The organism is Enterococcus sp. AZ089, assembly GCF_050547225.1.
Lineage (GTDB): Bacteria > Bacillota > Bacilli > Lactobacillales > Enterococcaceae > Enterococcus_D > Enterococcus_D entomosocium.
Map to the genome: position 1 here is coordinate 2,389,631 of NZ_CP172954.1, position 23,981 is coordinate 2,413,611.

General features: G+C 43.9%; 17 protein-coding genes and 1 pseudogene. 5 read left to right on the plus strand and 13 right to left on the minus strand.

Annotation, left to right across the window (positions count from 1 at the left end):
• Positions 1 to 3: 3 nt before the first annotated feature.
• Both IGJ01_RS11070 and IGJ01_RS11075 read left to right on the plus strand, forming a co-directional pair.
• On the plus strand, positions 4 to 1,734 hold the full coding sequence (locus IGJ01_RS11070) for an ABC transporter ATP-binding protein (RefSeq protein ID WP_086373144.1): 1,731 nt from the start codon (positions 4 to 6) through the stop codon (positions 1,732 to 1,734).
• A complete protein-coding gene (locus IGJ01_RS11075) occupies positions 1,731 to 3,485 on the plus strand; it encodes an ABC transporter ATP-binding protein (protein WP_061054371.1) in 1,755 nt (584 codons plus the stop codon). Before IGJ01_RS11070 ends, IGJ01_RS11075 begins: the two co-directional genes overlap by 4 nt.
• Positions 3,486 to 3,554: 69 nt before the next feature.
• On the opposite strand, the gene IGJ01_RS11080 is transcribed toward IGJ01_RS11075, so the two are convergent.
• From IGJ01_RS11080 to IGJ01_RS11105, 6 genes and pseudogenes are all read right to left on the minus strand, one after another.
• The gene (locus tag IGJ01_RS11080; protein ID WP_005234932.1) at positions 3,555 to 3,827 is read right to left on the minus strand and encodes a GNAT family N-acetyltransferase; all 273 of its coding nucleotides are present in this window, start codon (positions 3,825 to 3,827) and stop codon (positions 3,555 to 3,557) included.
• Positions 3,815 to 4,093 (minus strand): (4Fe-4S)-binding protein, encoded by a 279-nt coding sequence (locus IGJ01_RS11085; protein ID WP_008378829.1) that lies wholly within the window; start codon positions 4,091 to 4,093, stop codon positions 3,815 to 3,817. The genes IGJ01_RS11080 and IGJ01_RS11085 overlap by 13 nt, the downstream gene beginning before the upstream one ends.
• A 190-nt stretch (positions 4,094 to 4,283) precedes the next feature.
• Entirely contained in the window at positions 4,284 to 6,476 is a 2,193-nt protein-coding gene (locus IGJ01_RS11090) for an alpha-galactosidase (RefSeq protein WP_430601081.1), read from the minus strand.
• A gap of 40 nt (positions 6,477 to 6,516) precedes the next feature.
• Positions 6,517 to 7,332 (minus strand): annotated as a pseudogene (locus IGJ01_RS11095) (carbohydrate ABC transporter permease); the annotation flags it as partial.
• Positions 7,333 to 7,334: 2 nt separating this feature from the next.
• A complete protein-coding gene (locus IGJ01_RS11100; RefSeq protein WP_430601082.1) occupies positions 7,335 to 8,210 on the minus strand; it encodes a carbohydrate ABC transporter permease in 876 nt (291 codons plus the stop codon).
• A 61-nt stretch (positions 8,211 to 8,271) separates the two neighbouring features.
• Complete coding sequence (locus tag IGJ01_RS11105) at positions 8,272 to 9,561, minus strand: ABC transporter substrate-binding protein (protein WP_005234924.1); 1,290 nt, start codon at positions 9,559 to 9,561, stop codon at positions 8,272 to 8,274.
• Between the two features lie 168 nt (positions 9,562 to 9,729).
• On the opposite strand from IGJ01_RS11105, the gene IGJ01_RS11110 reads away from it, so the two are divergent.
• Both IGJ01_RS11110 and IGJ01_RS11115 read left to right on the plus strand, forming a co-directional pair.
• Positions 9,730 to 11,253 carry a response regulator transcription factor gene (locus tag IGJ01_RS11110; protein ID WP_429966620.1) on the plus strand — a complete coding sequence of 508 codons (1,524 nt, stop codon included), beginning with the start codon at positions 9,730 to 9,732 and terminating at the stop codon, positions 11,251 to 11,253.
• Positions 11,250 to 12,953, plus strand: coding sequence for a sensor histidine kinase (locus IGJ01_RS11115; RefSeq protein WP_430601083.1), 1,704 nt, complete (start codon positions 11,250 to 11,252; stop codon positions 12,951 to 12,953). The genes IGJ01_RS11110 and IGJ01_RS11115 overlap by 4 nt, the downstream gene beginning before the upstream one ends.
• Before the next feature lie 109 nt (positions 12,954 to 13,062).
• Here IGJ01_RS11115 and yicI read toward each other — a convergent pair whose 3' ends face one another.
• From yicI to IGJ01_RS11135, 4 genes are all read right to left on the minus strand, one after another.
• A complete protein-coding gene (gene yicI, locus IGJ01_RS11120; RefSeq protein ID WP_430601084.1) occupies positions 13,063 to 15,345 on the minus strand; it encodes an alpha-xylosidase in 2,283 nt (760 codons plus the stop codon).
• Between the two features lie 12 nt (positions 15,346 to 15,357).
• Positions 15,358 to 16,233 carry a carbohydrate ABC transporter permease gene (locus tag IGJ01_RS11125; RefSeq protein WP_244732116.1) on the minus strand — a complete coding sequence of 292 codons (876 nt, stop codon included), beginning with the start codon at positions 16,231 to 16,233 and terminating at the stop codon, positions 15,358 to 15,360.
• Positions 16,230 to 17,096 (minus strand): carbohydrate ABC transporter permease, encoded by an 867-nt coding sequence (locus IGJ01_RS11130; protein ID WP_008378847.1) that lies wholly within the window; start codon positions 17,094 to 17,096, stop codon positions 16,230 to 16,232. The genes IGJ01_RS11125 and IGJ01_RS11130 overlap by 4 nt, the downstream gene beginning before the upstream one ends.
• 71 nt (positions 17,097 to 17,167) lie before the next feature.
• Positions 17,168 to 18,442, minus strand: coding sequence for an ABC transporter substrate-binding protein (locus tag IGJ01_RS11135; RefSeq protein WP_035006650.1), 1,275 nt, complete (start codon positions 18,440 to 18,442; stop codon positions 17,168 to 17,170).
• Positions 18,443 to 18,559: 117 nt separating this feature from the next.
• On the opposite strand from IGJ01_RS11135, the gene IGJ01_RS11140 reads away from it, so the two are divergent.
• On the plus strand, positions 18,560 to 19,507 hold the full coding sequence (locus IGJ01_RS11140; protein WP_016613530.1) for an AraC family transcriptional regulator: 948 nt from the start codon (positions 18,560 to 18,562) through the stop codon (positions 19,505 to 19,507).
• An 82-nt stretch (positions 19,508 to 19,589) separates the two neighbouring features.
• Here the strand turns inward: IGJ01_RS11140 and IGJ01_RS11145 are convergent, their stop codons facing one another.
• From IGJ01_RS11145 to licT, 3 genes are all read right to left on the minus strand, one after another.
• Positions 19,590 to 21,017 (minus strand): 6-phospho-beta-glucosidase, encoded by a 1,428-nt coding sequence (locus IGJ01_RS11145; RefSeq protein ID WP_244732120.1) that lies wholly within the window; start codon positions 21,015 to 21,017, stop codon positions 19,590 to 19,592.
• Positions 21,018 to 21,033: 16 nt separating this feature from the next.
• Positions 21,034 to 22,905, minus strand: coding sequence for a beta-glucoside-specific PTS transporter subunit IIABC (locus tag IGJ01_RS11150; protein WP_244732122.1), 1,872 nt, complete (start codon positions 22,903 to 22,905; stop codon positions 21,034 to 21,036).
• Between the two features lie 116 nt (positions 22,906 to 23,021).
• A complete protein-coding gene (licT, locus tag IGJ01_RS11155; protein ID WP_005234912.1) occupies positions 23,022 to 23,858 on the minus strand; it encodes a BglG family transcription antiterminator LicT in 837 nt (278 codons plus the stop codon).
• Between the last annotated feature and the right edge of the window lie 123 nt (positions 23,859 to 23,981).

Below are 23,981 nucleotides of genomic sequence, written 5' to 3' on the forward strand. Positions count from 1 at the left end.
TTTATGATAAGCTTGTTACGCTACGCCAAGGATTATCGCAAACAGATTATTCTTGGTCCGTTTTTCAAATTTTTAGAAGCGGTGTTTGAATTGGTCCTGCCTTTGCAGATGGCCGCTTTAGTCGATGAGGGGCTACGGCAAAACAATTGGTCTAAGGTCGTTGAAATGACGATCTGGATGATCGTGATGTCCGTGGTGGGGATGATCTGTGCAGTCATCTGTCAGTATTATGCTTCCGTCGCTTCTCAAGGATTCGGGACAGAATTACGCAATCGCTTGATGAAAAAAATCAACACCCTTTCCCATAGCGAACTGAACTTATTCGGTACTGATACGTTGATTACTCGAATGACCAACGACATCAATCAGATGCAGATTGCTTTGGCGATGCTGATTCGGCTGGTTGTCCGGGCGCCCTTCTTAAGCATCGGTTCTGTGATTATGGCCTTTGTCATTGATTGGCAAGCTGGCTTGATTTTCCTACTCGTTTTACCGCTCTTTTGTATCGTCTTATTCTGGATCATCGCCAAAACCGTGCCATTGTATAAGAAAGTTCAAGTCCATTTAGATGAGTTGAATGAGCTAGTTAGTCAAAATTTAAGCGGGATTCGGGTGATTCGTGCCTTTGCCCGCACAAAAACGGAAACGAAACGCTTTGATAAGGCAACTGATGATTTAAGTGATGTCTATTTACGGGTGACAAACCTGTCTGCTTTATTGACGCCTGCCACCACCTTGATCATGAATGTCGGCATTATCGCGTTGTTTTATATCGGTGGATTCAAAGTCAATATAGGCAATTTGCAGCAAGGACAAGTGCTGGCACTGGTCAATTACATGAATCAAATGCTCTTAGCATTGATCGTGGTTTCCAACTTAGTGATCATCTTTACCCGTGCGGCAGCATCAGGTTCACGGATCAACGAAGTTTTAACCACTGAGCCGTCGATCGGCGATGAACTTTCAGAAGTCTTTATGGATCAGCCGAAAAACAACGTCGGAGCGATTCGCTTTGAACATGTTGATTTCCGCTTTTCAAAAGAATACGGATTAGCTTTGAAAAACATTGATTTCCAAGTCGCGCCAGGGTCTATTTTAGGTATCACTGGACCAACCGGTAGTGGGAAATCTGCCTTGACCCAATTGATTCCCCGCTTCTACGATGTAGCAGATGGCAAAGTGATCGTTGACGGTCACGATGTGCGGAAATGGCCTTTACAGCAATTACGCCAAAAAATCGCTATGGTGCCTCAAACCGCCGTGCTGTTTACGGGGACGATTCGGGAAAACTTGCAATGGGGCAAAAAAGAGGCCACCGATGAAGAATGCTGGCGCGCCTTAGAGATCGCTCAAAGCCGTGACTTCGTTGAAGCCTTGCCGCAGCAACTGGATACCCCGATTTTTGAAGGTGGCAAGAACTTTTCTGGGGGACAAAAACAACGGTTAACGATCGCCAGAGCGTTGATTGCTAAACCAGATATCTTGATTTTGGATGATTCTCTGAGCGCCCTTGACTATCAAACCGATCTTGATTTGCGGATGGCTTTAAAAGAAAGCATTCGTGGCACGGTCATCATTATCTCTCAACGGGTTCGCTCCATTCAAGACGCGCAGCAGATCTTAGTCTTAGACCAAGGGAATTTGGTAGGCAAAGGGACCCATGAAGAGCTGTTGGCATCTTCAAAAGAATACCAAGAAATCGTCGCATCACAGGCAGAGGAGGAAGAAGCATGAAAAAGAAATCATTCGATTGGTCGGCCTTTCGTCGCTACCTCCCTTATTTAACTGCCTATGCGAAGGAAACTTGGGCAGCAGTTGTCCTCGGGATCGCTGCTGGCGTCTCCTCGGTTTATATGACGTATCAGATTGGTCAAGCCGTCGATCAGCTGATAGGTGCTGATCAAGTGCAATTTAGCACTCTCTATCGTATTTTGCTTCTGTTTGCCGGAGTGGTTTTAGTGACTGTGGTCAGTCAATGGTTGATCCAGCGACTGGGCAACCGCGTGGCGTATTTATCTGTCGCCGATTTGCGCAAAAAAGGTTTTGCGCATCTCAATACATTGCCTTTGCGCTATTATGACCAAAACTCCCACGGCAACATCGTCAGTCGTTTTACCAATGACATGGATAATATTTCCATTGCCGTCGCTGCAGTCTTTAACCAGCTGTTTTCTGGTATTTCGGTCGTCTTGATCGCCTTAGTCGTCATGCTGCAAATGAGTGTGCCCTTAACGTTGGTCGTATTGGTTTCGACCCCGATCATCTTTTTGGTCAACTGGATCGTGGCACGAACGTCACAATCGCATTTTGCTCGCCAACAAGAAATCGTCGGCGAAATTTCTGGCTTTGTTACGGAAATGATTGGCAATCAAAAAATCGTCAAAGCCTTTGATCGAGAAACCATCAACCAAAACCGTTTTGAAACGATCAACCAAGAATTGAATGTCCGGGGGCAAAAGGCACAGTTTTCTTCTTCTTTGACCAATCCCCTTTCACGATTCGTCGATCATTTGGCGTATCTGTCAGTCGGCTTTGTCGGCGGTCTGCTTTACTTTTCTGGTTCAGGTGCTGTCACGGTTGGGATGATTTCCAGCTTTACGATCTACTCCAGTCAGTTTTCGAAACCATTCATTGAATTGTCAGGAATTACGACCCAGATCCAAACGGCATTGGCTGGACTTTCAAGAACCTTTGAGCTGTTGGATCAAGAACCAGAAACAGCCGATGACCAAGAATCTCAATCACTGGGTGAGATCAAAGGCGAGATTGCCTTTGAGGAGGTGTCTTTTGCTTATGATCCTGGTCAAAAATTGATCGAAGATTTCACTTTTACTGCAAAACCTGGAGAAACCGTCGCGATCGTCGGAAAAACCGGTGCCGGTAAATCGACGTTGGTCAATTTGTTGATGCGTTTCTATGATGTCGATAAAGGCGCGATCAAGATCGATGGCACCGATATTCGTCAGTTGAAACGAGAAGAATTACGGCAAAGCTTCGGAATGGTCTTGCAAGATACATGGCTCTTTGATGCCTCTTTACGAGAAAACTTGCAATACGGAAATGACACTGCCACAGATGAAGAAATCTATGATGCCCTAAAGCATGCCTATATGTATGAATATGTGATGCGCTTACCAGAAACACTAGATACACCGATCGGTCATCAAGGCATCAAGATCTCTGACGGACAACGACAGCTATTGACGATTGCCCGCACGATGATCAGTAACCCACCCATGCTGATTTTGGATGAAGCAACCAGTTCGGTTGATACTCTGACTGAGAAAAAAATCCAAGATGCCTTTTTGAAAATGATGGAAGGCAAAACCAGCTTTGTGATCGCCCATCGGTTATCAACGATTCGAGCAGCAGACAAGATCCTTGTAATGGATGCCGGTCAAATCGTGGAGCAAGGAACCCATGAAGAATTACTGGCAGAACAAGGCTATTACTATCGCCTGTACCATGCTCAATTCCAACATTGATCAGTCATACAACAACCCCCACCACCTCAAAGAGAGACTCTTGAGGTGGCGGGGGTTGTTTTGGTTGATTTATTGGTTCCAAACATCGGCATATTCTGGTTTGCGTTCAAATTCTTTTTTGGCAAAGGGACACAAAGGAATGATTTTCTTTTGTTCTTTGCGGGCTTTTTCCACCCCTTTTGCCACTAATTTTTCGGCGAGTCCTTGTCCCCGATAAGCAGGATCGACAAAGGTATGATCAATGATCATACGCGTTTCACCGGCTTTTGACCACGTCATTTCACCAATTTCTTTGTCACCGTCTTTTAACACAAATCGAGCATTTTCTTCTAAGATTTCCATGATTGTTCCTCCTTTAACACATACTTTAATGCACCGCTTGGACAGGTATGGATCACTTGTGCCGCTTGGGCTGCTTCCCCATTATCAGGAATCACCCAGGGACGCCGTCCAACTTCAAAAATGGCGGGATTGCCCCGCACACAATTACCGCTGTGGGTGCAGATCTCTTTGTTGTAATAAATATCGATCGCTTCACCACGATACTTCCGATATCCTGCAGCAATCAACCCTTCTTCTGTTTCATTCGCTAGTGGCTGTTCGTCCATGTTGAACACCCTCCTCTTACTGATTGTCAGAAGCAAACTGCCTGCCTCCTCCTTCATCATACGACTTCTCGAGAAAAAAATAAATCATTTGTTCTAAAATAGCCTCTCAGTTGCCGATCATTAGCCAAAAGCTTACGGCAGCACAATAAAGCGTCCCGTCAAAGCAGCATGTTTTGACGGGACGCTTTTTTCATTTGTGGGGCACTTTTGCAACAAAATGAAACCGCTGCGTGGCGTAATCCCCGGCTAAATGAGGATCTATATACAACCCTAGTTGCATCAATTCATCGCCACCGAAGCTCTCTCCCCCGCTTTGATAGGTGAGGTCAGGATCAAGACCAGCCAGCTTTAAAGTAACCAATGGTGCAGAGGCTTCGGCTAAGACTCGGAAGTAAAAGACGATCGCTTCTTTTTTATCTGGAGAAACATACAGCCAGGCGGCGTCATTGCCTTCATAAGGGCTGAGCAGTCGAACAAAGCGGCCCAACTGCAGCAGGCGCCGATGTTTTTTATAAAAAGTGATTTGTTCTTTGATTTGCGCTTTTTCTTCTTCTGTCAGCTGTGTTAAGTCAAGCTCATAGCCCAGCAAGCCAGACATCGCAGCATTGCCGCGAATCGCTAGATCCGTTGCCCGTTGGGTCTGATGGTTCGGGATCGCTGAGACATGCGCACCCATGGTGGATGGCGGATAGACCAGACTGGTACCGTACTGGATCTTCAAGCGGGCGATGGCGTCGGTGTTGTCGCTGGTCCAAATCTGCGGCATATAATACAAGAAACCGGCATCAAAGCGCCCGCCGCCGCCAGAACAGCCTTCAAACAGGATCGTCGGATAGGCAGTGGTCAGTTTCTCGAGGAACTCGTACAAGCCCAGCAGATAGCGATGTGCGACCTCCCCTTGCTGGGCAGGATCGAGGAGCAAGGAATAGACATCCGACAGACTGCGGTTCATGTCCCATTTGATATAGTCGATGGCAACCGTATCAAACAGTTGGGTTAACTGCTGATAGAGATGGTCTCTGACATCTTGTCGAGAAAAGTCCAACACATACTGACTGCGGCTAAGCGCTGGCTTGCGATTTGGTACTTGTAACAGCCAATCGGGGTGTTGTCGGTTCAGTTCACTGTCACCCGAAACCATTTCTGGTTCCAGCCAAAGCCCGAATTGCAGCCCTTTGTCATGGACTTTTTGGGCAAATCCTGCCAAGCCAGAAGCTAGCTTGCCTTCGTTTTCAAACCAATCGCCTAATGAGGTTTGGTCATCTTCTCGCTGACCAAACCAGCCGTCATCCAAAACAAACAGTTCGATTCCCAGCTCCTTCGCTTCATCAACGAGGGCATCCAGTTTTTCTTCATTGAAATCAAAGTACGTTGCTTCCCAGTTATTGATCAGGATCGGCCGTTCTTGCTTTTTGTATTTGCCCCGAATCAAATGCTCATCATAAAAGTCATGATAGGTGGCTGACAGCTGGTTCAAGCCAGCCTCACTATAAGCAATCATGGCTTCTGGGGCTTGAAAGCTTTCAGTTGGCGGCAATTGCCAGGCAAATTGATGGCTGTTGATCCCCATTATCACACGAGTCTGATGGTAAGGATCTTTTTCGATGATAATTTCATGGTTGCCACTATACAGCAAACTAAAACCAAAACATTCCCCAGCAAACTCCGTAGCATTAGGTTCCAGTATGACGGCAAAGGGATTTTGCTGATGGCTACTGGAACCACGCTTGCTGTCCAAACGCTTGATGCCGCGATTGATTGGTTCTCGGGTGACTTGGCGTTCTTTCGCCCATGCCCCCGGCAAGTGGATCAAATCAAAGGGACGGTTAGGAAAATCCAGGGATTGACTCGCCAACTGCTCGATCGTAACAGGCTGGTTTCCGTGGTTGATTACTTTACTTGAGCGGACGATCACTGCCGCCTCCTCAAAAATCGTGTAAAACAGCTGTAGTTCGAGTCCCGCTACATCATCTTTTAAGGACAGAATCAGTGTTTCGATCCCGTCGTCGGCACCATGGGTCTGAGGCAATCCTGCTAGGGCGGGTTTGCCTTGTTGAATCTGGTAATCACTAAAGACAAAATGGCTGACTCGGCTGCCGTCAGACTGGCGAATCGTATAGGCAGCTTCTCGAAAGTCCCCGAAGCCATTACCAGGAAACTCTAGCATCAAGGTGTCTAATGAGAAAAGCCGATCGCTACTGTCTGGGGGATTAGGTGAAAAGGACCGATCAAGGCGTGGGTAGCGATAGCCACCAGAATAATGGGCGATTTTTTTTCCAAAATAAAGGTGCGCCACATTGCCCCCTTCCTCTATCTGTAAGAGATAGCTGATTTGATCGTTGCTTAAATGAAAGACGTTTAGTTGTTTGTCAAAAAGAATCATATCGTACCCTCTACTTTGTATTTGTTTGCTGATGCACCGCTTATTTCACGGATCCCAGCATCCCTTGGACAAATTGTTTTTGTAAAACGAAGAAAATGATGGCCGTCGGCAGTGTGGCGATCACGATGCCGCACATCATCATGCCATAATCAGGTGTATAAGAAGCACCCATTGCTGAAAGAACCAGTGGAACGGTCCGTTTGTCTGGTGATTGCAGGGCAACTAATGGCCATAAATAATTGTTCCAGCTGCCCATAAACGTAATGATCGCGGCAGCTGCGTAGGTATTTTTAGCCGTAGGCATGTAGACTCTAAAGAAAATACTCAGTTCATTCAAGCCATCGATCCGAGCAGCTTCGACTAATTCTCTAGGGAATGCCTTGATGTTTTGGCGGAAAAAGAAAATCAAAAAGGCGGTACAGACTGAGGGCAAAATCACGACAGCGAAGGTATTGATTCCGATCGGTGTGCCGCTAAGTTTGCTGAACATTCGATAGAGCGGGATCATTAGCGCGGCAAAAGGCACCATCATCGACAGCAGGAGAATATTAAAGATGCGGTCTTTGGTTTTCGTCCGATAGATCTCAAAGCCATACCCTGCCATGGAGGAGAACAACAGCGCAAAGACGGTCGTAATCACGGCAATCACTGCGGAATTGCCTAATGCCCGAGTAAAATTCAAGTCGGAAGAAAAGAGATTTTGGAAGTTGATCACCAATTGATCGCCAATCATGATTTTTCCAGCAACGATATCAAAGGTTTGATTGGTCATCCCTAGAATCATCCAAACAAATGGAAAAATAGAGATGAAAGCCAAAATCGCCAGAAAGACGTATTTTAAAGTAAGTGAGATTGTTTTCAATTTTCTTTTCCTCCTATTTTCGTTTGGATGATCGATAAGATCACGATCGCAATCACGATAACAAAGGAGACCGCAGCGGCGTACCCAAAGTTTGGCGTGAATTTGTAACTCAAATTGTAGATATATTGCGACAAGGTCGTCGTGGCATTGGCTGGTCCACCGCCAGTGATATTTTGAACTTCATCGAATAATTGCAGCGTACCGATCGTTGAGGTGATCGTGGTAAATAAGATGATTGGACGCAAGTTGGGAATCGTGATTTTGAAGAATTGATCCCATTTCGTGGCACCATCGATCTCTGCCGCTTCGTAAATACTTGGATCGATATTTTGCATGCCTGAGATGAAAAAGATCATATTGTAGCCAGTCCAACGCCACGTGATGGCAAAAATGATCAGTACTTTTGCCCAGAAGGGATCCGTCAACCATTGGATCGGTGCATCAATCAGGTGTAGTTGCGTCAAAAAGTTATTGACTAACCCATTTGCCGAAAAGAGACTTTTCATGATCAAGGAATAAGAAACCAAGGATGTGATACAGGGTAAAAATAAGGCGGTGCGGAACAGCCCTTTAAATTTCAATTTTTTGTCATTCAATATGTTCGATACGATCAGCGCCAAAAAGAGCATGATCGGAACTTGGACTAATAAGTATAAAAACGTATTGCCAAAGGATTTTTTAAAGGTTGAGTCGCTCAACATCCGCTGATAGTTGCCAAGACCGTTAAAGGTCATCGCTGTCGGTGGTCCTGATTGGAATGACGTGAACAATGCCGAGACCATCGGAATAAAGACCAGCATCGTGATCAAAATGACGGGTAAGGTAATAAAGGCATTGCCGTTTGCAAACCAATTTTTTGTTTTGTTCTTCATTGTAATTCCCCCTTAACACAGAAACTCGCGATCGCTCACGAGTTTCTGCAAAGTTGTTCGATTAGTTTGCAATTTGTGCTTCCACTTGTGATTGTGCTTCTTCTAATACTTTATCGATGTCTTCGCCGTTGATCACTCGTTGCAAGCTTTCAGTCAAGACAGATTCAATGGCATAGGTGTGATTGCCGTAGTTCACGGCTGGAATTTCTTGTGACCATTGAGAGAAATCTTGGAAGACTTTTTGACCGCCATAGAAATCAAGCCCCGACGTATATTCTTCCGTTTCTTCTGCAGCATTCATGGTTGAAACCAAACCGATCTCGGTAGCTAGTGTACCCATCAATTCTTTGTTTGAAGCAAAGGTATTGGCTAAAAAGTCTTTAGCATTTTCTTCGCCGTCAACCCCTTTGATCACGTACCAGCCTGCTCCGCCGATGCTGGAAGCATTGACTGAATTGCTATCGCCAGCGATGGATGGGATCGGAGCGATCGCCCATTTGCCGCTTTGATCTTCAGCGCCTTGAATTGTGCTAGAATACCACGCACCGGTTGGTGCAGACGCAACATTCCCCGATTGAACAGCATTGACCCCGCCATCCCAATCGGAAACTTGTTCAACTAAGCCTTCATTCAACAATGTTGCCAAGACAGTTAGACCGGCTTTGAAGGATTCATTGTCTTTGATGGTCACGGTGGAGCCATCTTCACCGGTATACCATTCGCCTGCCGATTGCATAATGATTCGTGCCAAGCCAAGATCGCTTGGGTCTAACGACATCATAGCGTGACCCGTTTTTTCTTTGACATCTTTGGCAATGCTGATAAAATCATCCCAGGTAATATCTTGGAGATCCGCTTGCTCATAGCCTGCATCGGTCAAATAATCTGTGCGGTAAAATAGTCCTGCGACGCCACTGTCAAATGGCACCCCATAAATGACATCGTCGACTTTATTAACCGCAAATTTATAGCTGGAGAAATCCTCCTCATTCACGATATCCGTTAGATCACTAAACGCATCTGGATAAGAAGAAAGGTACCCTTGGATGCGGTAGTCTTCGATCAAGACAATATTTGGCAGTCCGTCCGTATTTCCTGATGCCAGACTAGTATTTAATTTTTGGACGATATCATCTTGCGACATCGTCACGACTTCCACATCGACATCTTGATTTTCATACACTTTTTTGGCTTCATTGACTGCCTTGATGTTGAAGGTCTCATCCCATGCCCAGACCGTGACTTTGTTTGAGGACTCGCCGGAATCACCAGAGCTTGTGTTGCTGTTTCCGCAAGCCGCCAAAGTCAGCACTGCAGCCGCCGTTACCATCGATGCAAGTAGTTTTTTCATTTTTATCCCTCTTTCCTTTTATTTACAAGGCTAACTATACACTGATTTTGTAACCGTATTCAATGATTATGAAAGAGCTTACTAAATTTGTCCAAAAATAGAAAAAAGTTACAATACCTTTCTTTTTTGAAAGCGTTTATAATAAAGAAGAGATATAGGGGGGATACCATGACTATTTTACGCACGGTCTTAGTCGTTGATGATGAGGCAACGATCCGAGATGGATTGAAACATATGATACGTTGGGAGCAAGAAGGGTTCCGTCTCTTAGGCGATGCAGCGAACGGGCAAGAAGCATTGGCGCTGATCCATGAGCTGAATCCCGACATCGTGATTACGGATTTGAAAATGCCACAAATGGACGGCCTTCAACTCACAACGATCATTCAACAACAATATCCAGAAGTCCATTTTTTGGTCTTGAGCAGCTACGATGATTTCCAATACGTCAGTCAATCTTTTAGAAATGGTGCCGTAGATTATCTTTTAAAACCGACACTGACACCGACACTCTTGTTGAAGACGCTACACAACATCACACAAAAGCTGTCACATACAAAAGGCTCCGTGACTGAGGAGACGCAGCTGCAAGAATCGTTGAATCGCTATTTAGCAGGGTATGAAGAACCGTTGGCTCCTTTGGCGGACTACCTTGCATTAGATCAGTCGCAACAGCAAGCCCAAATTTTGACCACCAATTTTAGCGGCTTTCGTGCCAATGATCAGCTGCTGCATGCATTAACGGAATTTACTCAATCACAACCGCAGGTAAAGACGCTCTTTTTTCAAACCAGTAACAAAGATGCCGGCTTAGTGATCAGTTATCCAGAAGGAACGGATGTTTATTCCTCTTTGAAAGAAACGTTGGAACAATTGCGTTTTACCGAGCCAGACGCCTTCTTTACTCTCAGTGTGCCCTTTCAAAAGATTGAACAGTTGCGGGACCATTTTGTGACCCTCAAAGCCAAAAGCCAAGGACAATCGTTTTTTTATAAACGTCAACGGTTGGTGCCAGAACACGAACTCTTTTTGTACATTGAAAGTGATCGCTTTGATACGAAGAAGTTCTTACGGGCTTTGTTAGACAACAACTTTTTATTAGGAATCACCAGAATTGAGGAATATTTTAATGACATGATCTTATCCAATGTCGATCCGACATTTTTAAAACAGCAGGCCAGCAGTATTTTTTACACGTTACTGTCCCGCTTGGAAGAAGAATTTCCCACTGCTCCACGCTTTAGCCGCTTAAAAGCCGAATTTTTGCATGCCATCGGTCACGTGCAGTATTTGGAAGATTTTTCTGATTTGTTGTTGGCGACCATTGATGATATTCGTCAACAGCTGACGACCTTATCACCGCTGGATGAAGATGATCTACTCGTTGCGATCCAGCGCTTCATTCAAGACAACTACACTAAAAGTCTGTCTTTGTCTGAACTGGCTGAAACCTTTCATTTTAGTTACACCTATCTTTCGGCTTTTCTTTCTGCGAAACTGAAAATGAGCTTTTCTGAGTATGTAAAGAAAACCCGCTTGGATAAAGCCAAAGAACTACTGACACAATCTGATCTGAATCTATCTGAAATCAGTGAAGCGGTCGGGTATTCGGATATCAGCTATTTTTCTCGCATCTTTAAGAAAGAATGCCAAGTCACCCCATCGAAGTATCGGCGGTTGAATCAATTATGAAAATCAACCAATGGATTCAGAAAAATGAATTATTCAGTCGGATCTTCCTCTTTGTTGTCGTCGGGGTCATTAGTGTTTGTCTGCTAACCGTCGTCGTGATCTATGGTCGCTCGAAAGATGCCTATGTTGCTTCGTACCAGAGTTCCAATCAGCTGCTACTGGAAAAAATCCAAGAAGATTATGAGCGTCTGAACGAGAATATCCATCGAATTTTTGATATCGTCGATGAAAGCAAAGCCGTTGAAACATACTTAGAAGGCGACATGAATCAAGGCCGTACGATTTTAGAATTAAACGAGCAATTAAAAGACACGCGCTCTTTGTTTCAAGACATCCCCTCGAATTTGGTGTTGATTGGGGTCAACGGGGGCACTTTCTTTCAAAACGATGCGGTTCGCAATCAATCAGTAGATGATTTTCTCGCCAGTGCCTTTATCCAGCAGATCAATGACAATGACGCCATCAGTCAATATTATTTCTTGGACCAAGGCTTAAGTACCTCCACCAGCGACTCCCCTGGCTTGATGTACGTGCGCAAATTAATGAAAGAAGAAACGATTTTCGGCTATGCCCTGATTTTCTTAAAAGAATCCGATTTTTCTTCGATCTATCGTCAACTCTTAGATACCAGTCTCCACTCGATCTATATCGTCAATGAACAAAATCAAATTCTTTCCACTTCTGATCCGAGCCTTTTAGGCCAGCCGTTTGAAGATCGCCTCGTCACGGTCAAAAGAGATACTAGCATCAATCAGCTGCCCCTTTATTCGTATCATTTTACTTTTTACGATGTTTTGGATGAATCGCATCTAGTACGCAATATGAATCTGATCAAGCCAGCTCTTTTGATTTCTGTCGTCAGTATTTTACTCTTTAGTCTGCTGGCATTTTGGATCATCCGCAACATCACCCAACCGATTTATCAGCTGATTGCCAAGCTGCCTGCGGTCACACAAGGCGATTTCAGCGACAAGGTTACCATCAACGGGACATACGAAACGCGAGAATTGGGGCGTGCGTATAACTTGATGCTAGAGGACTTGGAATCTTATGTCGATCATTTAATGGTTACAGAAGCCGAAAAACGCAAGTTCGAGATCCGCTCGTTGCAAATGCAGATCCAACCGCATTTTGTCTACAACACATTGACTGCCATCAAGTTTTTGATCTGGCAAAACGAACAAGAAGCCGCCACCCAAGCGATTGAAAGCTTTGTCCAATTGTTGCGGCACACCTTTAACCGCAAAGAGATCGTCCCCTTAAAGGATGAGCTAGCGATCGTGGAAGAATACCTCGTTTTAATGAACGTACGTTACGGCAATCGCATCCAGTCAACGATTTTTTCAGAAGATGGCTGCGAAGATATTCTCGTACCGAAGATGATTTTGCAACCGATTATCGAAAATGCCTACCTGCATGCCTTTCCCGAAGAGGATTCAGGATTGATCCAGATTTTTTCTCGTGTCAGTAAGGAAGGCCTGAAAATTGAGATCATCGATACGGGCATCGGGTTCAATGAAGAGCACCCAACCAGCTCCGCGAACCACTTTGAACACTATTCGGGTATTGGCTTAGACAATATTGATCAGCGTATCAAGCTGCTCTATGGGGAGAAATATGGATTGACTGTAGAATCACGCATCAACGAAGGAACCACCGTTCGCTTGCTGCTGCCGATCCAGCGGGAGGAAAAAAACTGAAGCAAAGAACTGCGTCTGCACTTTGCCGTTAGCTTTTCAATGCTTCATTCACTACAAAAAACCTACCGTCCTTGATAAATACCCATCAAGAACGGTAGGTTTTGTTTCCTTATTCAAAGACGGTCATTTCTTGTCCGTCCATGGTGATCAAGCTGCCAAAAGGATGTCGTTGGGCGTTTGCAAAGCTTCGATTGCGAAACAGTACCTGAACGTTTTCCATCCCTTCCATACAAACTCGATAACCGCGTTCCTCTGGTTCAATAGAAATTTTTCCAGCTGGCACGCCCTGCTGATCACAGACTTCAGCAGAAACTGCTTCCGTTATTTCAAAGGCATGGACGGTGAGGTTTTCGGTGTAGTCATAGGCGGCGGTCTGTTCAACGCTTCCTTCAATGATCAGTGAATTCGGTCGTACCATCAACGGAAGATGGAAATAGTCATAGCTTTCTTCCCACCATTTTTGGCCTTCATAGCGTTTGTTGTCTAAATAATTTGTCCAAGTACCCGCTGGCAAATAGAACGGAACCTTTCCTTGCTCATTAAAAATCGGTGCAGCCAATAGGCGATCCCCTAGCATATACTGCTTATCAATGGCATAAACCGTCGGATCCTCTGGAAACTCTAGCATCAATGGACGCATCAGGGGAATGCCCGTTTTTGCAGTGGCTGCTGCTTGACGATAAATATAAGGCATCAGGCGATTTTTCAATTTTGAAAAAGCTTGACTGACTTTTGCTGCTTCTTCGCCAAAATTCCATGGTACCCGATATTCAACATTGCCATGGTATCGACTGTGGGTCGACAATAAACCAAATTGCGTCCAACGTTTATACAGGTCGGGGGTCGCTTGTTCTTCAAACCCGCCAATATCATGGCTCCAAAATCCGAAACCAGATAAGACAAAGGATAAGCCACCACGCAGAGACTCTGCCATCGAAGAATATTCAGATAAATTGTCGCCTCCCCAATGGACTGGAAATTTTTGGGAACCGACAGAAGCAGAACGGGCAAAAAGAACGGCTTGATTTTCCCGCATTTCCGCCAGCAGTTCAAAAACGGTTTCATTGTATAGATAGGCATAATAATTGTGCATTTTTTTCGGATCTGATCCGTCATAATAGACAGCATCTTCAGGAATCCGCTCACCGAAATCCGTCTTAAAGGAATCAACACCTAATTCAATCAATTCCTTTAAGCGATCTTTATACCATTGACGAGCCTCTGGGTTGGTAAAATCAATGATCCCTTGTCCAGCTTGCCAAAGATCCCACTGCCAGACTTCACCTGCTTGGTTCTTAATAAAGTACCCTTTCTCTTTGCATTCTTGATATACAGAGGCTTTTTGCCCAATGTAAGGATTGATCCATAGACTGACTTTTAATCCTTTATCATGGATTTTCTTTAGTAATCCTTTCGGATCAGGAAACAACTCATCATTCCATTCAAACCCACACCATTCAAATTCCTTCATCCAGAAACAATCAAAATGAAAGACATCAAAAGGAATATCACGAGCTTGCATTTCATCGATAAAGTGCATCACTGTTTCTTCACTATAATCAGTCGTAAACGAAGTGGATAGCCATAAGCCAAAAGACCATGCTGGCGGTAAGGCGGGTTTTCCTGTCAAGTCGGTGTATTTTTCTAGAATGGCTTTCATATCTGGTCCATAGATGATGTAATAGTCTAGACGCTGCCCCTCGACACTGAATTGCGTGCGGGAAACGTTCTCAGAAGCCACTTCAAAGGAAACCGCTTCGGGATGATCAACAAAAATACCGTAGCCTTTATTCGTCAGATAAAACGGAATATTTTTGTATGCCTGCTCGCTACCCGTACCACCGTCTTGATTCCAAATATCAACGGTTTGACCGTTCTTGATAAAAGGGGTGAACCGTTCCCCTAATCCGTAAACAAGTTCATAAGGATCTAGCGAAAGCTGTTCTCGCATATACTGTTTGCCGTCATTTCCCGAAATTTTTGCCTGTGCTTTAGGCATGGAAGAAGTCAACAATCTGTCTTCTCCAAAAAAGTCGATTTTAAAAGCCGCTTGTTTAGGGACTTTCGCTTCCAGTGATCCAGATTTGAAGATATACATGTCTTCTTTATCGGTATCGATCTTCACGTCTGCTGGTTGGGTATCCACTGTAAACGACGGGGCGTGCATTGTCTTGTCATGATGCACCAAACTGACTTTGATCACATCGTTTTGCGGAGTCGAGAACGTGAGTGTGGTTAAACCAAGGTTTAAGGTATCGCCACGCCGCTGAATCTCTTGATAGGGCAGATAAAGGGTCAATTGCTCCTTTTCTACCTTATGATCATAAGCAATTCGGGGATGTTCGAGTTGGACGCCTTCTTTTGCCAGCCAATAGCCATTTGTAAATTTCATCTTCTTTTCCTCCTACTTTACTGCACCATCTGAGATGCCTTTCACTACATGTTTTTGCAAGGCAATAAACAAGAGAATGATTGGCAGAACAACGATCACCAGAGCGGCTAGCGCTAAATGCCATTGCTTGTTAAATTCGCCGAAGAAATAAAACATCCGCAAGGGAATCGTATACATTCCGGCTTTATTAATACTTAATGAAGGCAATAAATAGTCATTCCAAAACCACAATGTATTCAAAACAATCACCGTTACCGTCGTTGGTTTCAACAAAGGCAATATTACTTTCCAATAAATCTGAAAGGTATTCGCCCCATCAATGATCGCTGCTTCATCCAGCGAACGTGGAATGCCTCTTAACGCACCATAATACAAAAAAGTCGACATACTGACAGCCAATCCCAAGTACATTATCATTAGACCCGGCCGATTTAACAAATTCATTCGTCCAAAAAGAGAAATCAGTGGAATCATGATCCCTTGAAAAGGAATCAGCAAGCCGATGGCAACAACAAAATAGAGGACTGAACTTAAGCGGCTGGTATTTCTCGATAAAGCGTATGCTGCCATTGAAGAAACAAAGACCACCAAGATCAAAGAACCGACAGTAATCAACAATGAATTCATTAAACTTCTGATGAAATCCAGTTTTTCTAACGCCTCTTGATAATTCTCAAAGGACAATCCGCCAGGCAGCGACAACGTACTCTGAAAGATCTCTGCTTTTGTTTTAAATGAATTGATCACGATCAAGAAAAACGGATAAAACCATAAGCACGCAAGTAAAAGACCACTTACGATCAGCAGACTGTGCTGCAGCTTTTTTTTCTTCTGCCGTCTACTTTTTGTATTCCCCTTTTTAGTAGAGGAGTGACGAGTCTCGATCATGCGCTGATCTCCTTTCTGCGGGTAATTGAGATTTGAATAATGGAAATAATGACAATGATCACCAGAAATATCATCGCTTTTGACTGAGCAAAGCCCATTTTTCTCATTGAAAAAGCTTCATTGTAAATATTCATGGCTGCCATCTGAGTCGAATTGAACGGTCCGCCCTGTGTCAACGCCAAGTTTTGATCATAGATTTTAAAGGCATTTGACAGCGTCAAAAACAATGTTACGGTAAACGCGGGCATCAGCATGGGTAGTTTGATTCGGAAAAAGACTTGTAGCGGATTGGCGCCGTCCATATCTGCTGCTTCTAAAATTTCTTCTGGAATATTATTTAGAAACGAAATATAGATCAACATCATATACCCGCTCATCTGCCAGACGAACAAGATAACCAAACCCCAAAAACCTGTTTCTGGTGTATTCAACCAGCCATTAAAAAAATTGATCCCAGTCAAATCGGCGATACTCTCGAATGCTTTGTTAAAAATAAATTGCCATATAAATCCTAGTATGATCCCACCAATTAAGTTCGGCATGAAAAAGACGGTCCGAAATAGAGTGGTCCAGCGTCCCAGTTTTTGCGTGACTAAAGTTGCTAACAACAGCGCGATGACATTGATCAAGATCACACTGTAAACAGAAAATTTCGCCGTGAACAACAAGCTGTTAATGAACGCCTGATCTTTAAAAGCGCGCAAGTAGTTTTCCAATCCGATAAAGTCGCTGATCGTATTGCCGTTCCAGTTGGTCAGTGAGTAATATCCCCCTGTAAATAAAGGAATAAACAGAACGACCAATAATGCGACGAATGCCGGTGCTAGCAGCAGCCAAAATGATTTTGAACGATTTGTTAACATACAGCTCCTCCTATGATTTCCTTGATTTTGCCTATCCTGCGCGCATCACTGCAGGATAGGCATCACTTTGGTTATTGACGTTCTTGCGCCCAGCTGCTTTTCAGCTGATCAGTAAACTCAGTCCATGAGATTTGATCGGCTGCATAAGCCTGGAACTGAACCCCAAAAATATTTTGTCCGTATCCATCTGGATAAGAGTTATGGACCCAAGGAACCGTTTGGCCATTCGTTAAATACGTATAAATGTCATTGGACAACGGATCAGAAATATCGTCACTGGAGAAGTTCGTATAAGCTGGAATAAACTCAAAATCATCGATGATCGCGGTCATCGCCTCTTCATCGGTATACATCCATGTCAAAAATTGTATGGAGGCATCGATCACTTCTTGTTCCTTATCTTTGTTGACACCCCAATACCAAGCTGGTCCGGCTACAATTTTGCTGCCGTCTCCCACTTGCATTGGGACGATCGCTAATTTTTCTTTTGCAAATGTATCATCCAAGCTGTTTAATGTAGGAACGATCCAATTGCCTTGATGAATGATGGCAACCTTCTCACTAGCAAATAATTCTTCGACTGACGTGCTGTAATCCATTGATTCCAACGGTTGAGCATTGTATTGGATCGCCAGATCAGCGTAGTCTTTCAGTTGTGCCTCATAAGTTAAATGAAGCTCTTTGGCTTCCAGTGTTTCCTTCAAGCTATCATTAAATTCAGGTGCAAAAAAGTTCGAACTGAATTGACTGGAAACCCATGTTTCACCGCCGCTGAAGCCGAATACACCGTCTAATCCTAACTCTTCTTTCTTACTATCTAACGTTTCTACTGCCTCCTTAAAATCGGCAAATGTTTCAATCGCTTCACTATCGATTCCCGCTTGCTGAAACAGCTCTTTATTGATCAGCCAACCGTAGCCTTCGATATTCATCGGCAAGCCATAGACTGTCTCATTCAGTGTTGCCCCTTCCAACGTTCCCTCAATTGCTTTTTGGGCTAATTCTGTTTCCCCAAGGTCATATAACTTGTGTTCCCATGTTTGCGTATCTGCTAGTCCCCCCAGCATAAAAATGTCCGGTTCATCACCAGATGAAAATTTTGATTGGAGAGCCGCTGTGGCGTCCGTTCCTCCACCTACAGTAGTCATATTGATTTTTATGTCCTCATGGCTTTCTTCAAAAGCCGCAACCAATCGATCCATCTGTTCTGCAGTCTCTGTCTTGATGTTAAAAACTTCTAGTGTTACACTACCATCATCTGAGGTACCGCTTCCAGAATTTCCGCAACCAGCAATTCCGATCACACTTAACATAGTAGCAGCCGTCAACAAAATTCTCTTTTTCATCATTGTTCCCTCCTCAATCAATTCGATCACAAATTGATTATATTGATATTTCGGCCCTTCTGTAATCGTTATCTTAACCGAAATACCTTGTAATATTGATGAAAATGGAGGAGACAGATGGTAACCCAACCCTATATTTTTACGCCAAACCCTAGTGAATATGATATTGATACTTCTTTAAAAGAGATCACAGAACATGGTGATAGCTTGTTTCCAGTCAGTGTTTATTTGACAAATCATCCTGCTGATCAAGCAAATATGATCCACACCCATTGGCATCGCGAGCTTGAGATCCTATATATTTTTCGAGGAAAGATGGAAATAAAGGTCGAAGGTGTTTCTTATATCGCTAAAGAAGGCGAGCTTGTATTTATCCCTGCCAATCAGCTACATGAGGCATTAAATTATCAACAAACAGCTTGTACCTTCTTTGCTATCGTCTTTGACGCGACCTTTATTGAGAGCCGCGTCTCTGATTTGATCCAGCAGTCCTATCTGGACCCGTTGCTCCATTCCGCGGATCAGCAAGCGATTCACATCACAAGTGATTTCGTTTCTCATATGAGAATTCAACAGGCATTGACTCATATTATAGATTTATTTGCATTAAAGGAACCATTGTATGAGCTGGCGATCAAAGCGGAACTCTTTTTATTTATAAAATATCTTTGTCAAAACACCCAATACATTAACCGCAATAAGAAACCAATCGACAGTAAAAGCAAACTCAATACGTACAAATGCAAGAAAATCCTACTTTTTATTGAAGAAAATTATCAACGTCCAGTGACACTTGAGGAAGTCAGTCAGTATATTGGCTATAGCAAAGAGCATTTCTGCCGTTTTTTCAAAAGAAATTTCCAGATGAGCTTTTTTACTTATCTAAATAAGTTTCGCATCAAAAAAGCGGAGTATCTCTTACTCCATACGGATTTAAAAATCATCGAAATCGCATTGGAAACTGGGTTTGATGATCCGAATTACTTTACGACACTTTTCAAAAGGGAGACTGCTTTGACCCCTTCCAACTATCGCAAACGACCGAGCAATACCACGAGTTTATAACTCTGAAAATCAATAAAACAAGGGTATTCCGCTAGTTGAAAAAGCGGAACACCCTTGTTTTATTTTTTATAAGTTAACTGGCTTAAGCCAAATCTTCCCCATTTGTGGCAATCACTTTTTTGTACCAATAAAAAGATTGCTTCTTGCTGCGGACTAATGTACCATTGCCTTCATCGTCGCGATCGACATAGATATAGCCATAGCGTTTCTTCATTTCTCCGGTTCCTGCAGAGACCAAATCGATACAGCCCCATGAAGTATAGCCCAACAGTTCCACACCGTCTTGGTCAATCGCTTCTTTCATCGCAGCGATATGCGCACGTAGATAGTCGATGCGATACACATCATTGATTTTTCCATCTTCGTTTGGCGTATCCACCGCTCCTAGACCGTTTTCGACGATGAAAAGCGGCTTTTGGTAACGATCATAGAGATCATTCATCGTGATTCGCAAACCAAGCGGATCAATCTGCCAGCCCCATTCTGACGCTTCTAAATACGGGTTTTTAATGGTCGGGAACAAGTTGCCTTCCGTTTTCTCAACACCGGAATCTTCTGAAGCAGCAACCCGAGAGGCATAGTATGAAAAGGAAATAAAATCGACGGTATGGGCTTTTAATAAAGCCGCATCTTCGGCGGTTCGTTCCAAAGTGATTCCTTTATCAGCTAGCATCTTCAAACCATAATTTGGATATTCTCCTCGCGATTGCACATCGATAAAGAAATAGTTGCCGCGATCGCTTTTTTTGCTTTCCCAGACATCTTTCGGATTGCAGCTGTAAGGATAATAACTAGCCGCAGCCAGCATACAGCCAACTTTATTTTCTGGATCGATCTCGTGGGCGATTTTTGTTGCCAACGCACTTGCGACTAACTCATGATGAGCAGCTTGGTATTTGACTTGTTCTTCATTTTCGCCTTCAGCAAAGGTCAGCCCTGCACCGAGAAACGGGGCATGCAAGATCATATTGATTTCGTTAAAGGTCAGCCAGTACTTCACCAATCCTTTGTATCGAGTAAAGATTGCCTGACAAAGATTTTCATAAAAGCTGATCATCTTGCGGTTGCGCCAGCCGCCATATTCTTTGATCAAATGGATCGGACAGTCAAAATGAGTGATCGTCACCAAGGGTTCGATTTGGTATTTCCGGCACTCTAAAAATAGTTCTTCATAAAAGCGCAAGCCTTCTTCATTAGGGATTTCTTCGTCCCCCTTCGGAAAAATTCTTGACCAAGCAATCGATAAACGATAGGTTTTAAAGCCCATCTCCGCAAACAAGGCGATATCTTCTTTGAAATGATGGTACATATCGATCGCTTCTTTGGCTGGATAGAAATACCCTTCTTCAAAGGCAAGCATCTCACGCTTGCCGGTAATGACTGCTCGGCGGTCCTTGCCAGTCGGAATTACATCGACATTGGCAAGCCCACGCCCGCCTTGATCAAACCCGCCTTCACATTGATTGGCGGCTGTTGCACCGCCCCATAAAAAGTTTTTTGGAAATCCCATGTCTTATTCTCCTTTTTTAGCCGATCACTTTGATGATTTGATCGCCAAACGTAATCGGGCCACTGTTAGCCGTCAAAATGTCCCCCACTTCAGTACTGTTGGTGATAACAATCGGCGTGATTACTGGATAGCCTTTTTCTTTGATAAATTCAATATCAAACGTAATCAATGGATCCCCGACTGATACTTTTTGCCCTTTTTCTGCTTGATAGGCATAGCCTTCGCCATTCAATTGCACCGTATCGATCCCCACGTGGATCAACAGCTCAATGCCTTCCTCACTAGTCAAGCCAATGGCATGTTTTGAATCAAAGACTGCTGTGACAGTCCCGTTTACTGGAGCTAGCACTTCTCCGACGGTTGGCTCAATCGCTACCCCTTGTCCAAGAATCTCTTCCGAAAACATGCCGTCATTGACTGCTTGCAAGCTTTTTAGTTCCCCTTTTAAAGGTGCTTTGATCTCTGCGCCGCTGATTTGATGTGCGGGTTCTTGCTCTTTGTCTGCCGGTGTTGCTTCAGGTGCTTCTTCTGTGACAGGGTCTTTGTATAAGAATAATGTCGCAATAAATGTGATCACGATACTGATTGCCGCACCGATACAAGCATTGGTCAAATGACGTAAGGTGTCATCGCCGATATAGCTTGGCAAAGTCAACAGGCCTGGTGATCCGCCTGAGAAATTGCGGACACGCATGATCCCCATAAATAGACCACCAAATCCGCCACCGATCATTGCTGCATACAAGGGTGTTTTAAACCGCAAATTGACCCCATACAACGCCGGTTCAGTAATGCCGAATAGCCCAGTCAGACCAGCAGAAAATGCCAGTTGTTTGATCGTAGAATCTTTTGATTTAAAACCAACGCCGATAGCTGCAGCTCCCTGACTGACGTTTGAAGCCAGCATGCCAGGGTAGATCACTGTGTCATAACCTGTGGTCATCCGGTTGTTGATACCGATAGGAACCAATCCATAGTGGGTACCAGTTGCCACGAACAATGGCGTGAAGGCACCAATCAGTAATGGAACGATCCATGGGCTGATCGTTTCTAAGGCTTGGATCCCTGTAGAGATCGCTTCACTGATCATGTAGCCTAGAGGGCCTAAAGCAACTAATGCTACTGTCCCTACGACGAAGATCGTTAGCAACGGTTTGCTGAAGAATTTGATTGCTTTTGGCGAGACTTTATCGGCGATCGGTTCAACGTAAGACATGAACCAAACACTCAAAATGATTGGGATAACCGATGATGAATAACTCACTGGTGAAATCGGCAAGCCGAATAAATGGATGCCGCCGCCTACCTCATTGACTGCTGTCACCATCGCGATAAAGTTCGGATGGAGTAAAATCCCCCCCACCATCATAGCTAAGTACATATTGGCTTTGAATTTTTGTGCAGAAGAAGCAGCCAGCAAAATTGGCAAGAAGTAGAACGCCGCATCCGCCATAAAGTTTAATATTTGGTAACTTTGACTCTCTGCCGTCAAGACATTGAAGACCACTAGCAATGAAAGAACCGCTTTTAGCATCCCAGCTGCCGTGATGGCTGGTAATATTGGAGTGAAGATCCCGGTGATCGTATCGATGACTTTCGCAACACGTCCACGATCGTCTTCTACTGTTTCTTGGTCACTAGTCAAATTGGTTTGGGCAGTGATTTCGTTGTAGACATTGCCAACATCACTACCGATGATTACTTGGTATTGCCCACCTTTATTGACCACACCCATGATCCCTGGTGTATGTTTTAAAGTACTTTCTTGGGGTTTGCTATCATCTTTCAAGTTGAAGCGCAAGCGTGTCGCACAATGGGTCAAGCTTTGGATATTTTCTTCCCCACCAACATTGGTGATGATCGTTTTTGCTAACTCTTTGTAATTCATGTCGTTCCTCCTATTTTGGTCTTTCGCTTGTTTTTTGTGTGTCAAACCATAAAAAAATACCTAAACAAACCCCTTGGGAGTTCATTTAGGTATAGCCTGCCAATCCAGTAACAATCCTAAGCACTTGTTATTCGTTTGATGTGTATAGTTAAATAGATCAATTCGTCTTCTTCTAACGGTCTACCGAATTCTTTGTTGATGTAGTCACTGATTTTCAACGCACACGCATATTCCTTCATGTATCGGTCTTTCAACATAAAAATAAAACTGCCGGTTCCTGCATCATCGAGCTTTGTACCGCTGAATAAGCGCTGGACAAAAAATTTCAAATGGGTCACAAAGCGTTCGTAGTTCAATGAATACTCATCAAGCTCCATTGAAAAATGATATTTGACGATGTTTAGGATATGCTGAATGATCTTCGCCATTTCCGATACTTGACTGACCTGCGCCATATCCAACTCAGCATTGACAATGTGCAGAGCAATGAAGCCGGCTTCATCTTCCGGCAGCTCGATCGCCAAGCGATTTTTAATGATCGATAACGCTTCTTTGCCAATGAGGTATTCATGGTTATAAAACCGCTTGATCTCCCATAGCAAGGCATTTTTGATTTCCATGCCGTTTTGATAGCGCTCGATAGCATAATTGATATGATCGGTCAGCGTCAGAAACAATTTTTCGCTCAACTTTTTCCCAAGGGAAACTTTTGCAAAACTGATGATCTCATTCGCTGCTTGAATATGTTCGATAGGGATAGAAGAAAGTAATTGGGTTAGTTTTGTGACATTCCACTCTTGTGTACTGAGATAGACTTTTTCAATCTTGGTATCGTCGATCGCATCGCCCGGCTTTTTCTTAAAGCCTAAGCCTTTGCCCATGACGACCAATTCTTGTTTTTCCTCATTCTCAGAAATCACAATGTTGTTATTGATCACTTTTGTTACGTTCATTTTAACGACCCTATTCTTCTTTAGATTTCTTCACACAAAAAAATAGGTATAGCCCGCCTAAAGCGGTAACAATCCTCAGAGCCAGTGTAGCATGAGAAAAATCACTCGTCAATGGGGATTTTC